The organism is Bacillus sp. SLBN-46 (assembly GCF_031453555.1).
In the GTDB taxonomy this organism is placed as follows: Bacteria; Bacillota; Bacilli; order Bacillales; family Cytobacillaceae; genus Neobacillus.
This window is the reverse complement of record NZ_JAVIZM010000001.1, coordinates 1,509,133-1,523,258: the sequence shown is the minus strand read 5'-3', so window position 1 is coordinate 1,523,258 and position 14,126 is coordinate 1,509,133. Positions and strand designations below refer to the sequence as shown.

Sequence of the window (14,126 nt, the reverse complement as noted above, 5' to 3'; positions counted from 1 at the left end):
CTTGGTCCCCCCGAGCTATTTGGCATCAGCTAATAATTGTTTTTTTATTTCTTCAATAAATTCTTTTACTTGCAGATTTTCTGTCTCTATTCCCTTAACATACATATTCTTCAAGATTGCTTGCAACTTCTGTTGGGTGATATGTTCCGATATAGCCATCTTACTAACCTCTCTTAAGAATCATGATTTATTTCCAATAAAAAAAGCCTCACTTCCAATAAAGTGAGGACTTTCTATATCTTGTATTTTTTCATACCCATTTGGGTTTCTTAACTGCCAACGCCAAGCATCTTCACACATTTCGTTTATTCCTTTTTTAGCAACCCAACCAAGTTTTCTTTTGGCTTTCACTGAATCAGCATAACAAACAGCTATATCACCTGGTCTCGGCTCCACTATTTTATAAGGAATTTTCTTTCCTGAGGCTTTTTCAAAGGCAATTATCATTTCTAACACGCTATAACCTTTCCCAGTACCAAGATTATAAACGTCAATACCTGTTGAATATGTAATCGTTTCTAAAGCTTTTAAATGTCCAAATGCCAAATCAACAACATGAATATAATCCCTTACACCTGTTCCATCCTTTGTTGGATATTGATTACCAAAAATATTAAGCTCCTTTTGTTTTCCAATAGCCACTTGAGATATATATGGCATAAGATTATTTGGAACTCCATTCGGATCTTCTCCGATTAATCCACTTTCATGAGCTCCAATAGGGTTAAAATACCGCAAAATAGAAATACTCCAGTTATGATCTGAAACGTATAAATCTTGTAACATTTCTTCGATCATAAGCTTTGTACGCCCATAAGGATTTAATGCTCCTAAAGGACTATCCTCAGAAATCGGAAATCGTTCAGGTGTTCCATATACCGTTGCTGATGAACTAAAAACTAATTTTTTTACATTGTATTTTTTCATTATCTTACAAAGGACAAGAGTACTGGTAATATTGTTATGAAAATAGTGAAGAGGAAGATACACAGATTCTCCAACTGCTTTTAAACCAGCAAAATGAATGACTGCTTCTATATTATTCTCTAAAAAAACCTCATCCAAACTATTCTCATCTAATAAATCGATATTATAAAATTTAAAAGATTTACCTGTAATTTCTGTTATTCTTTTAATGGCTTCAGGCTTACTATTCATAAAATTGTCCAAGACTACAATTTCATAACCTGCATTCAGTAATTCAACGCAGGTATGACTACCAATATAACCGGCTCCACCGGTGATTAATATCGCCATAATTCCCCCCCTAAACTATTTTGTTTTTTAACCAAAATAATTACTTCCATATTTAATATTTAAGTTCATAACACTTTCGTAGTAATAATAAGCAAAGTAGCATAATACGATTGCATAATATACAAGTTTCTGGTCCTTAATTCTAAAAACCTTGACCACCCAAGAAATTAATATGATTTGGTAAAGTTCAAAATAAATATTAAATCTAGCAAAAATCCAATTTGCGGTTGAAATAATCATAAAAGTCAAACCGATAATGGACATATTTACTATAAAATCACTTTCTGGATACATTTCTCTTAATTTATCTCTACCAAAGAAAGCAATTACCAATGGAATCGCGAAAACGATTACCCTAATAATATTTGCTCCACCTTCATTAAAATTGCTATATACACCGTATTGGCTATTCTCGATAGCAGAAAATAATATACTAGAAAACTGATTAAACCCTAAAACAATTAGTACTGAAAAAAGTAATAGGATTAGTGTGGCCTTCGACCAAGCTCTAAACCTCACTAAAAAATATATAGGAATTAGGATAAGTGCACTTTGGTGAAAAAATGATGCAAAAATTACAACTAGTGTATATTTAAACCAATTACCTCCAATTAAATATTTAGTTGCAGTAAAAAATATAGCTGTAGCTAAACATTGTCTTATTCCATTCATTGTAACCAAAAACAAGCCGCCAGTTATATAAACATAGATACTCAGTTCAACTAATCTCGAATATTTAAATAAGCCCAAAACGATCAGAGTATTTGTTATTAGGGCAGTAGTAAAAATAAGTATTTGCGGATCATCAGAATAGCTTTTTAAAATCATTTGAAGAATGGAAAATCCTATATCATCTTGAGTTTTTACTAACTCCCAAGTAAAATTAGTGATTTTGTAGGTATGAATATAGAATGGTGTATCTCCTATATTATTACGCAGTCCAGAAACTAAAATAAATGATATGATAGTAAATAATGCAAATAATTTATTAGGTCTAAATGACACCAATGTATCATTAAATACTAGGGCTCTTGAAAAATAACGGGAAAGTAATGAACATAAAAATACTATAGTAAGATTAATCCAGAGGACAGTCATACAACAGGTCCTTTCAGAGTATTAAAAAAATTATACAAAGTTATTTAATTAGTTCTCTATCTAACGTAGAAGAGAGATAATCCAATAATTGACTTCTTAAATCCTTGTTCTTCAAAGCAAATTCAATTGTTGTTTGAATAAATCCCATTTTTTCCCCTACATCATACCTCGTACCTTCAAAGTCATATGCATAAACGGCTTCATAATGGTTCAAAGCAGCAATAGCATCGGTAAGTTGAATCTCTCCACCCGCCCCAGGTTCTTGTTTGTTTAATATGTCAAAAATCTTAGGACTTAAAATATATCGACCTAGAATGGCTAGATTTGAAGGAGCGTCTTCTTGTTTTGGCTTTTCCACTAAGCTATCGACACTATAGAAACGTTCACCTATACTTCTTCCGCCCACAATACCATATCTAGAAACTTGGTTGTCAGGTACTGTCTGCACCCCCAGTATAGAGGCATTATATCTTTCATATTGTTCTATCATTTGTTTTAAGCAGGGTTTTTCAGCTGTTACTATATCGTCACCTAGCAGCACGGCAAATGGCTCGTCACCAATGAACTTTCTGGCACACCAAATGGCATGTCCTAGACCCTTAGGCTCCTTTTGACGGATATAGTGTATATCTACCAGGTTGGAAGATTTTTGTACTTCACTTAACAATTCTATTTTACCTTTTTCTAATAAGTTGTTTTCTAGTTCAAAAGAGTGGTCAAAGTGATCCTCTATCGCCCTTTTTCCTTTACCCGTTACAATAATAATATCTTCAATTCCAGATTCCACAGCTTCTTCTACGATATATTGGATGGTTGGCTTATCAACAATTGGCAGCATTTCTTTCGGCATTGCCTTTGTGGCTGGAAGAAATCTTGTTCCAAGTCCTGCAGCGGGAATAATTGCTTTTCTTACCTTCAATTTCTTACACTCCTTTAAACAGACATAGATATTTGAGGTTGCGATAATACTTTATAATTTGCTAATAAAATAAGCCTTTCCCGTATCTCTTCTTTATTAAGACGGGAGTAACTAGAAATAATATCGTTTATTTCTTCAGTTAGAATTTCGGAGGTTTTTCCAATATAAATCTTTGGATAGATCTGTTCTTCATGAACTTCATCCTCTTTTAATAATTCTTCAAAAAGCTTTTCTCCAGGTCTAATTCCAGTGTATTCAATTCCAATATCATCAATAGAATTTCCAGATAGTTTGATTAAGTTTCTTGCCAAATCAACAATCTTAACTGGATCCCCCATATCTAAGACAAATATTTCTCCCCCGTTCGCAAGAGCCCCCGCTTGGAGAACCAATCTCGATGCTTCAGGAATGGTCATAAAGTATCGAATCATATCGGGATGGGTCACGGTTACAGGTCCGCCCTTTTCAATTTGCCTTTTAAATAAAGGGATTACACTGCCTCTGCTACCGAGGACATTTCCAAATCGAACCGTAACAAATTTAGTTGCACTTTCCTGGTCCATATTTTGGATAATCATCTCTGCTAGCCTTTTGGAAGCACCCATCACACTTGTTGGATTAACCGCCTTATCTGTTGATATCATCACAAACGTTTTAATACCGTTCCAACTAGCAGCCTTGGCAATATTCATTGTACCAATTATGTTATTCTTTACCGCTTCCTCAGGATTAGATTCCATTAAAGGAACATGCTTATGAGCAGCAGCATGATAAACCGTATCTGGTTGAAATACACTCATTACAGACATCATTTTCTTTTCATCCTGTATATCAGCAATAACTGGGACCAATTGAATGCCACTTTTTCTATAGGTTTCTTTTAATTCCATTTCAATAGAGTAGATACTGTTTTCACCATGTCCTAATAAAATAAGCTGCTTTGGTTTAAAATTTGAAATTTGCCGACAAATTTCAGAACCAATAGACCCACCTGCACCTGAAACTAAAACAACTTTACCCTTGATGTTCTCTGAAATACTTTCTATATCCAGATCAATGGGTTCTCTTCCAAGTAAATCTTCTACTTGAACATCTCTAAATTGATTAACAGAAACTTTCCCTGTCATTAGATCTTCAAGCATTGGAAGAATTTGCGTTTTTGCCTCTGTTTTTGCACATTCTTGAAAAATACTATTAAGCTCTCTTTTACTTAATGAAGGAATGGCTATTACAATATTTTCTATATCTAATTCTTTTACAGCTGCTACAATCTTTTTTGTCCCACCAATAACAGGTAGTCCTAAAATATCAAGTTTATGCTTTCTTTCATCATCATCAATAAAACCCACCGGTACTAAATCAGTGTGATTATTCTTTTGTAATTGTCTTACCACCATAGTCCCCGCCGACCCTGCTCCGATAATAAGAGTCCTCTTTTTATTATCCTTTTTATTAAGCTTTGAATCTCTTAGCATTCTCCAGCAAAACCGCGAACCCCCAATTAATGACATGTTAAGTAACCAAGTAACTGAAAGTAGTCGAAAGAATATTTCATGGATCACACCACGTTGTACTATTGCAGCAATTAGAATAGAGGTTGTAACCACTTTTAAAATACTTATTAACTCACCTACACTGGCGTACTCCCAGGCTTTATTGTATAAATGAAATTTAAATGATAATAAAAGATGACTTAGCAAAATAACAATTGAACTTAAAACAATTGGGAAGGTAATCACTTGAATCGTTCCGTTAACAAAAAAACGGCTAACAAAAATAGCTGTTAAGACAATACATGAATCAATAATCACAAAAAGTGACATTCGTTGGCGATATGTCATACTTCCTCTCCTTCCTCACATCTGGTTTAATTCACCCTTCGATGTCTTAACTTGATTGCACTATCTATTAGTCTCTTAATTTCATACAGTTGGTCTTTAGTTGCCTCTTGCTTGATATATCTAACTGCCTTCTTAACTGATTTTGGAAAATCATTTACATCCTTCATATTCAAACTCCTTCATTTTAAAATGGTTAAGTACGTGCACTTTAAACTAAGAACGCATACTTAACCATTTTAATTAAGTGTGGGCATCTAACCCGTCCTCACATCATACTTTCGACGACTTGCGTCTAAGGTCTTAAACCCACAGCATGACCGAGTGCCTCCATGGATATTGGAAAGGAGACATCACCAATCTATAAAAGATATATATCGTGCTTAATAAAGAACAAAGAAAGAAAAATTAGTCCCTTTATTTTCTTACCTATTGGTTCAAAACCACTCCAACTATTTTTGCTTTGGCAAATTCTAAAACTTTTTTTGCCTCAGTAGCCTTTGTTAATTTTGTTTTATCTTTCTTAATAACCAAAACTACTCCATCACACTGATTTGCTAGAAGCCTAGTATCAGTTACTTCAAGAACTGCATAGGAATCAATCAAAACAACATCGTACATTTGCTTCACTTTGCTTAACAATTCTTCCATCATTTGTGAACCAAGCAATTCCACCGGGTTCAATGGGACAATTCCACTCGAAAGAAGATCAAGCCTCCAAGTCTCAGTATGGTAAACAGCCTCATTAAAGGACAGCCTGCCCGTTATAACGTCTGTTAATCCATTTGAATTTTGTGCTTTAAAAAATGAATGTAAAGCAGGTTTTCGAAGATTTGCATCAATGACTAAAACTTTTTTTTTCTGTTGGGCTATAGACACGGCTAAGTTTGCTGTGATTGTAGATTTTCCTTCCATGTCGCAAGGCGAAGTAATTAGGAAGGTTTGACTTTTTTGATCAGACATCACAAATTTTATATTTGTTTGAATCATTCGGTATTGTTCCGAAATCACAGATTCAGGGTAAGAATTAGTTATAATTGCCCTTTTTTTAGATTCAGCTAAAAATTTCCGTTTACTTATAGCCAATTGTCTCCCCCCTTACATCAAGTTGAATTTTATTGGTCTTTCTTTTTACATTCCTTTTGTTCACTTTCGACACTCCCCCTAGAACTGGAAGCTCAAGGAATAATTCAATGTCATTTTTAGATCGAATCTTATCATCTAAAGACTCTAAGAAAAATATTAGTCCAAAACCTGCAACAAAGCCTCCTATAATTGCTAAGTACAATTTATTATTACTTTTAGGGTTTATGGGAACATCTCTTACTTTTGCTTTAGATAATATTCGAACATAATCATTGGTTGAATATTCCGGCACTATCCCAATGAATACTTCAGCTGTTGTGTCTGCAATTTTTGCTGCCGTGTTGGCCTCAGAATAAATAACACTAATACTTACCACCTGAGTTTCATCAACACTTGAAACACTAATTTTTCCAGCTAAGGAGTCTGCCGTTTCATTTAATTTCAACTTTTCAATCACATTATCTAACACAGCTGAATCTCTTATAATTACTTGTAGTGTTTTTTGTCCTTTTGCATCTGCATCAAAAATAATCTTAGTGGATGATTGAAACAGTGGAACAGATGTTGAACTATTTAGAAATCCGCCCACTATACTAGCAAGAAAAACTACCCCAACAAAAATCCAAATGCGGCGCTTTATAACTAGAAAAATCTCCATTAAATTTATATCTTTAGCTTTATGAGTTGGATTCACAATATCACCTTTACTTTAAGATTTTACATTCAATTGAACCATTAGTTCTGAATAAAGAACAAGTTTTCTAAAAAAATTTACAAAGGCTAATTTATATCTAGTTATTTATATAATAGTTCTTTATATAGAACGAGTCAATAATAAATAAAAAGATAATTTAAGAACCACTTAGAGACTAATTCCCATTTGTTTTCTTAACAAATTACTAAACATTCCTTTTTTTTCACTGGTAAGTTGGTTAAATTGTCCTTGTTGAATAACCTTGCCATTATCTAAAACGATTACCTGATCAGCATTACGAATAGTTGACAAGCGATGTGCGATAACAATGATCGTCATTTTTCCCTTTAGGCTTTCCAGCGCAGTTTGAATCTTTGATTCATTTTCACTATCTAATGCACTTGTTGCTTCATCTAAAATAAGAATGGATGGATTGCGTAAAATAGCTCGAGTAAGAACAAGCCTTTGTCGTTCCCCTCCAGAAAGTCTAACTCCTCTATCTCCAATCAGGGTATCCAATCCACTAGGTAGCTTTCTGACAAAGTCAGCAGCAGTAGCAAATTCCAATGCCTCCCAAAGTTGTTCTTCACTTGAATTCTGATTGATAATATACAAATTCTCTCTTATAGTGGCATTAAATAAAAATGGATCTTGTGGAACATAGCTAATTGATTCCCTCAAAGATAGCAACTTCTCTGTTGTTAGTATTGTATCGTCCATTAACAATTGACCCAGCTCTGGTTTATTAAGGCCCATTATTATATCAATAAGAGTACTTTTCCCAGCTCCTGAACGTCCCACTATCGCTGTCATTTTATTAACAGGTATATGCAAATTTATATTTTTCAAGGCAAATATGGGTTCATTTAAATCGTACCGAAAGACAATGTTGCGACATTCAAATCCTTTTTTTAAAAATAATGGCCTAATGTTTTGACTCTCTTTATCATTAAATTCCTTGGCAACCTTACACTCGTTTTTTAATTCAATTAACGCCTTGAAGGATGGGATTATTGCACCTAACTGTTCTAAATTTGACTGAATGGAAGAAAATTGGGGCCATATTCTAGAAAATATTAATAAAATGAGCATTAATTGAGCAGTTTGAGCATGAAACATTTTTATAGAAAAAAATACAAAAATAGCAATCAGTATGGCTGATACAATTTTATATATTGACTGTGATAGGGTTCTCATTTTAATTAATTCATTTACATTTCTCTCCATTTGACTACAAAGGTTTTGAAACCACTTTAGGTGAGACATTTCAAGTCTATTACTTTTAATATCCTTAATTCCATTGAAATGATCCGAAATACCAGCCAAATAAGTGTGAGATAAATCCAGAGTTTCTTCTCCTAATGAGTTTGATTTTTTAATAAACCTTCTGGAACAATAGATTAACGCTATGCCAAAAAGTATTACGAACATAGACATTTGAGGAGATAATAAAAAGGCAATTACAACCTGTATCAGTGTAAAAACAAGTGAAGTTAAAAACTGTAAAAACATATATGTTCCACCGCTAACACGAGCAAGCTCGGTCGTCATTAAGTTTATAATGTCAGATTTTTTTTTATTTAAGAAAAATCCCCAGTTTGATTGGAGTAATGCTTTGTATGTTTCTTCCCTCAAATATCGAGTAAATCCTTGTTGTATTTTTACATTTTGCATCATTTGTTTTCTTTGGAAAATACTTTGTCCTATTATTAATAGGACATAGATTCCTAAAATAATTGCTAAACTTAAAGTAATTGGTATGTTTTTAAAAAATTCTGAAACCCATAAAATAACTGGACTTTTAGTCAAACTAACGTCTAGAATACCCGTAAGGCTAACCAAAGGAATTAATAAAATTATTCCTATGCTCTCCAGGAAGCTAACAAAAACCATACCAAGGAGATTTAAATAAAGGATTTTTCCTGAAAAGGAATAAAGCTGCTTAGTAAAATACAGCAAATGTTTCAATTTCGTTTCCTCCTACTGAATTGCCTGTGTTCTAGTTTTTCTCCAAAACCATAAAAATGGGCGTAATATAAAATATAAAAAGTGAAGGTTCTTCGGTAAGGGTAAGGTTTTGGCATCCTCAGGATATGGATGTAAAATACTTAAGAGGTATAAAAGCTTTTGCTTCAATGACATTAATGAAAACAAATGACGTTTGTGATACCTTGAAACGTCGTCGGGTACAGGTTCAGTATGTAAATTCACCATATTTATAAAATAAAAAATTGCATCCTGGGCTAATTTTTTTGAGTCATTTTTTTTAAATAATGGCTTCATTTCTTTGGTAATTGAGGAACCCAACAATTGGGACGCTAAAATTAATGCCTGACCTCCTACATGCAGGTATTGGTGCTTTTTCAGAAGAGGAATAAGTGTTACCCAGTTTATTTTCTTTCTAATTATTTGGTTTATATCCACTAACCAGCGTAGTCTCGACCAGCCATGCCTAGCCCCATGCGAAACTAGAAATAAAAATAAGTCCTCTCTTCCCAAAAAATAAAGCGGATCAATAGTTTGTGAACTTACTTGTTTCCTACTCCATAACTCAGAGAAACTTGGCTCTATCCCTGGTCCTGGATTTAATCTCCAATGTATTTCTAATTTTATCCCCTTTTGAGGATGAAGATATGTAATGTGATGATGTCTCCATGTCCAGTCATTCAATACAGTTTGAATATAGTCATCTTTTACATATCCTTGCTGGACGAGAATTTTATTCACCTTATTTAAATCTGGTAATGGAATTAGAACATCTAAATCTCCAGATGTTCTTAGTGAAATATCCCCATAAAGCTCCGACCCAAGAATTGGGCCCTTTAAAAATAATATGCGTATCTGACTTAATCTAAAAAGTTCATTTATTTGTTCCATTTCTCTACTTAGATATAACATGTGGAATGTATTGGTCTTATATGTCCGATTTATTGTCTGAATAACATATAAGGGAACCAAACCTTCTTCAATCTTTCTTAATTTATTAAATAACAACGGGTATACCCTATGATGCATAGATAGCTCAAGAAACAATGTCCAATCAATATCTTTATACAAATCTCTAATGTTAGATGATAACTTCTCTATATTTTCTAACTTTATTATTTCAAAAATTAATTTCAATTCCTTAGGAATATTAGTTGTATTTAGACAGAAATCTGTTACCACGGCTGTCTCCTTTATTTTAAAAATTTATTCTTTTGGCGAATTTACCTACAACCATAAAACCCTCCATTCCTTCTTCACCAGTGATATAAAAAGAACCACTTCGCAGCCATGCATGAGCAACCATATTGCCTTCCTCATCTTTCGATACCCCTAAATATATGGTACTTTCGACGTGTCTTCTTTCTAACATTTTCATAGCAGCAATTGCTTTTACAAGACATTTACTTTCCCAAAAAGTGTTGCGGCTCATAATGTTAATTGAATTAGATATATTTTGAAATACCTTACGATTAGTTTCATCCATACTCAAAGGTGTTTCATTCATATACTCTCCGAGAGAAGTTGCAACCTTTGAAAAGGGTATACTTTTAAGTATTCGTGCCCAACCGAGAAAAAAAAATGCCTCTATTAATAATATTTTTGTTTTTGTATCAAATAAGAAAAAATGCCTTGCCTTTTTCAACACTTTCATATGGGATACCTACTCTTATAAAGAGTTATCATAACTTTTTATTAATCCTTGATCCATTAGCATTTCCAAAAAAGAAATGACATGTTCTTCACATTCTTGTTGCTCAACACTATATTTAGACATTAATATTGTAATCAACTGACTTACTGTAACCTTTTCTTCAATTAAGTCCCAAATGTCCCCGCCTATTTCACCTAGATTATAATATTTACCGTTTTTAACACTTAACATAACTTTTTCCCCACCCATATTACTTACGATATTCCCCTTCACTTGCTTGACGAAATGATTTAGTGAAATATTTTGATTCTTAATCATTGCTTACTCTCCTTTATCAATCGTTTTTAATATTATGGATACTAATTCTGTAGTACTATAGCCAAAAGTAGGTCGATTCAATTTATACATATCTACTTTATCAACGATATTTGCTGAGGTACTAAAGTGCCATCCCAACAACCCAGTATGTTTAATAAAAAAATTTCTGTAGGTATGATTAAGTAGGGTCTGGAATCGTTCAAGTCTTTCTATTTTTCCAATTTCACTCTCTTTGGCTTCTGTTTTACCAAGTTCAAAGATACCAGCAAGCACTAATGGGCTATTATAATAATTAGAGGAAACCGGGACACAATATTTATTTTCTCTGCCGTGTATCGATTTGAAATGATAGGGTTCCAGCCCAAAACTTTCCAGACTATCTTGCCATAATTTTTGCTGTGGATATGATGGAGTAACTGTTGGAATACCTTCATTTTGGGAAATAGAGACAGCAATTACATCATCACTAAGTAACTGACATCCTTGGTTTAATAATGCTTTCGCAAGAGTAGATTTTCCAGCACCAGAATCTCCGATTATAGCATAAGCCTTTCCATTAATCGCGATAGCACTGCCATGTAACGGCAATACCTTTCTCTGAATCAATATAGCTCCCATACAAGTACCAAGAATATAAAGGCGAATAAGATCTTCTTCACTATGCTTTATTGGGGAAACAATTATCTTTTTTCCTTCTTGAATGAAAAATGTAGCTATATTCGTAATTTGAAACAAAATGATATTTTCACTAATAACAAATTCATTTTTACCATCAGACAACTCTTTCCATTGTTCTGATAAATCTTCTATTCTTATTTCTATATCAATTGAATCGACGATATTTGGGATTAGAGGTAACTCTGGTAAAGGAATCTCACTTAACAGAGTTAAACCAAAAGCTTTGTATACAGCTAAGTTTTCTACTTTTAACATTTTTTTCACTCCAATTAATCACGGCTAAGATAAAAGCCCTTTTTACAAGGGCTTTTAACCGTGAAACACTAATATAGTGTAGTTATACACTAAATTTGTAAACTCAGAAATAATTAAGATCTCCAGCTTGGAACAACTGAATCCCTAGGGGTTCCCTCTGGAAGCGTCTTATCCAGAAATTGACCATTAATTGGATCTAGCATTGTCATATTTACATCTAAAATTTCTAAAACTGGTTTCTGCCATACCTTTTTCATAGTTTCACCCCCCTTCAGGAAAATTTTTTAAATAACGATAAACAATTACAGCACGCATTAAAATTCTATAATCTGGATCAGTAGCAAAGTCGGGTCTAGGTCCTTCCTTAACTTTTTTGTATGCAGACTTTATTACCTGACTATTTAAATACTTTAATACTTCATTATTACTACAAAGCTGATCAATTTCAGATATAAATGTATCCCAAACTGGGACCATTCGATGAACCCAATCTGCCCCCTGAACACCCCTAATATGTTGGTTTAGTCTAACCTTATCAGGTAAAAAACCTTTTGTTGCTCTTCTAACAAGTGCTCTATCCATTCCATTTTGAACATATTGGTCTTCTGGTAGAGATAAGCAAAATCGAACAACACGTAAATCATTAGTTGGATCCCGTTCCCATAATGAATAACGTAGTGATAATTTTGTGGCCAGAGTATTTGTTGCATTCATGTGGAAAACATCTTCAAAATGTTTTTTTCTTAGTTCATATCTATCTTTAGTTGAAAACCAACCAGACTCATTCATACCATGAAACTTAAGTTTATTGAAAATTTCAGTTCTATCTGCAAAATCGCGGTTAATTAACACAGGATATTTATAGGGTTCTCCCGATGGAAATATCCGGTCAATTAATGGCAAGGCTAATCTAGCGATGACAGGAAGTCTTCTGAATCTTGGCCCTCCAACTTTCATGCTATATTCATGCAACTCCTGAGTAAGGTTAATCCATTTGAATTTTTTTAAAAGGAGTCCATAATAATCTAATGCCGCCCCCCATGAAATACTCATGTTCCCTCTTCCACCGTTTAATAGAACTCCAATCCCTCCTTCTTGGGCCTTCTCATATATTCCTTTTAGCCAATAAGTGTTTTCAAAGAATTTGTAGGGCATTTCCATGATTTCTAAAAAGTCGTCAATTTCTGAAAAAGAATCTCTACCTTCAAAATCTAAATAATTAGATTTAATCCCTCCGACATACTCTACTGTGGATTTAATAAATGGCCTCTCATCAGGCATCAAATTTTTAGGGGTAAAATCCTTAAAATCTTGAGGAGGAATATAACTGAATGTATTTAGTTCTTTATTTTGTTCTCTTAATGCTTTAACAGCAAAACTAACAACTGCACCAGAATCCAATCCACCACTTAAGTGGGAACCCACTTGGTGATAAGTACGTATCCGTGATTTAACTGCCTCTTGAAAGACTTCTTGAAAGGCCTCTACATATTCTTCATTTGACTTTAGTTTTAATCGAGCTTTTGAATTTAAGGTACAATATCTCCTAATTGTTATCGTATTCCCTACAACTGAAATACTATGAGAAGGGGGAACTTGCTGTATATTCTCATAAGGTGTATTTGAAACATCAGCAGTATCTATAACTGAAGAAATCGACAAATATTCCGCAAGCCACTCCTCATTTAAATGTTTTTCAATAAACGGTAAGGAAAGTATGGGGTGTATTGTTGTACAGAAGACTAATTCCTTTTGATTTTGAAAGTAATAAAGCGTTCGAGTTCCTGAAAAATCTTTTGCTCCAAACAGTTTTCTTTTTCTTTCGTCCCATATCATAAATGCGAAGTCACCCACTAAATACTTAGGTGATTCTTCTCCCCATTTATGATAGGAAAGCAAAATAAGTTCACTATCCGACACTGTTTTTCTATCAGATTTTTTTACTTGGAGCCTTTCAAACAATTCATCCCGATTATCTATAATCGCATCTGCCGTAATGGCTAACTTCCGTTGATGGTCATAGTAAGGAAGTTTTTCACCAACTGATTCCGGTGTGATCCACTGTGCATGGCAGCCAAGGAAAACTTTGTCATTATGCCAAGTTTGAATATCATCGGCCGGATATTTTTCTAGTTCTTTCATTATCCGGTTTCCATTCTCTAGATTGATAGGTTCATTGTTTAAATGATATATTCCGGCTATTGCGCTCATCTTTTCCTCCTGCCAATCTAAAAAAATTCATAGCATTTATTATTTTCAACATCATTATTAGTTCACTAAAAAGAACAGTCAAACCACACTTAATTATCAGGAATCATATCTAATCCGATATTCCTGGAATTT

Annotated in this window: 15 protein-coding genes; all 15 read right to left on the bottom strand. The window is 33.6% G+C overall.

Annotation, left to right across the window (positions count from 1 at the left end; genetic code table 11):
* Positions 1-15 precede the first annotated feature (15 nt).
* Positions 16-159 (bottom strand): YwzD family small protein, encoded by a 144-nt coding sequence (locus tag QFZ87_RS07695; RefSeq protein ID WP_309859830.1) that lies wholly within the window; start codon positions 157-159, stop codon positions 16-18.
* A 21-nt stretch (positions 160-180) separates the two neighbouring features.
* A complete protein-coding gene (galE, locus tag QFZ87_RS07690) occupies positions 181-1,257 on the bottom strand; it encodes a UDP-glucose 4-epimerase GalE (protein ID WP_309859828.1) in 1,077 nt (358 codons plus the stop codon).
* Between the two features lie 27 nt (positions 1,258-1,284).
* Positions 1,285-2,355: an EpsG family protein gene (locus QFZ87_RS07685; protein WP_309859826.1), complete on the bottom strand. Its 1,071-nt coding sequence runs from the start codon at positions 2,353-2,355 to the stop codon at positions 1,285-1,287.
* A 40-nt stretch (positions 2,356-2,395) separates the two neighbouring features.
* The gene (gene galU, locus QFZ87_RS07680; RefSeq protein WP_309859825.1) at positions 2,396-3,274 is read right to left on the bottom strand and encodes a UTP--glucose-1-phosphate uridylyltransferase GalU; all 879 of its coding nucleotides are present in this window, start codon (positions 3,272-3,274) and stop codon (positions 2,396-2,398) included.
* A gap of 14 nt (positions 3,275-3,288) precedes the next feature.
* Positions 3,289-5,115 carry a polysaccharide biosynthesis protein gene (locus tag QFZ87_RS07675; protein ID WP_309859824.1) on the bottom strand — a complete coding sequence of 609 codons (1,827 nt, stop codon included), beginning with the start codon at positions 5,113-5,115 and terminating at the stop codon, positions 3,289-3,291.
* Positions 5,116-5,141: 26 nt separating this feature from the next.
* Positions 5,142-5,282, bottom strand: a complete 141-nt coding sequence (locus QFZ87_RS07670) for a hypothetical protein (protein WP_309859823.1) — start codon at positions 5,280-5,282, stop codon at positions 5,142-5,144.
* Between the two features lie 259 nt (positions 5,283-5,541).
* On the bottom strand, positions 5,542-6,198 hold the full coding sequence (locus tag QFZ87_RS07665; protein ID WP_309859821.1) for a CpsD/CapB family tyrosine-protein kinase: 657 nt from the start codon (positions 6,196-6,198) through the stop codon (positions 5,542-5,544).
* Positions 6,185-6,856, bottom strand: coding sequence for a YveK family protein (locus QFZ87_RS07660; RefSeq protein ID WP_309859819.1), 672 nt, complete (start codon positions 6,854-6,856; stop codon positions 6,185-6,187). Before QFZ87_RS07660 ends, QFZ87_RS07665 begins: the two co-directional genes overlap by 14 nt.
* A gap of 204 nt (positions 6,857-7,060) precedes the next feature.
* Positions 7,061-8,860, bottom strand: coding sequence for an ABC transporter ATP-binding protein (locus QFZ87_RS07655; protein WP_309859818.1), 1,800 nt, complete (start codon positions 8,858-8,860; stop codon positions 7,061-7,063).
* A 12-nt stretch (positions 8,861-8,872) separates the two neighbouring features.
* Positions 8,873-10,060: a nucleotidyltransferase domain-containing protein gene (locus QFZ87_RS07650; protein WP_309859816.1), complete on the bottom strand. Its 1,188-nt coding sequence runs from the start codon at positions 10,058-10,060 to the stop codon at positions 8,873-8,875.
* Positions 10,061-10,076: 16 nt separating this feature from the next.
* Positions 10,077-10,532: a lasso peptide biosynthesis B2 protein gene (locus QFZ87_RS07645; RefSeq protein WP_309859814.1), complete on the bottom strand. Its 456-nt coding sequence runs from the start codon at positions 10,530-10,532 to the stop codon at positions 10,077-10,079.
* Positions 10,533-10,547: 15 nt separating this feature from the next.
* A complete protein-coding gene (locus QFZ87_RS07640; RefSeq protein WP_309859812.1) occupies positions 10,548-10,850 on the bottom strand; it encodes a lasso peptide biosynthesis PqqD family chaperone in 303 nt (100 codons plus the stop codon).
* A gap of 3 nt (positions 10,851-10,853) precedes the next feature.
* Entirely contained in the window at positions 10,854-11,783 is a 930-nt protein-coding gene (locus tag QFZ87_RS07635; protein ID WP_309859810.1) for an aldolase, read from the bottom strand.
* A gap of 113 nt (positions 11,784-11,896) precedes the next feature.
* Entirely contained in the window at positions 11,897-12,040 is a 144-nt protein-coding gene (locus QFZ87_RS07630) for a paeninodin family lasso peptide (protein ID WP_309859807.1), read from the bottom strand.
* 4 nt (positions 12,041-12,044) lie between these two features.
* A complete protein-coding gene (locus QFZ87_RS07625) occupies positions 12,045-13,994 on the bottom strand; it encodes a lasso peptide isopeptide bond-forming cyclase (RefSeq protein ID WP_309859805.1) in 1,950 nt (649 codons plus the stop codon).
* Positions 13,995-14,126: the final 132 nt, after the last annotated feature.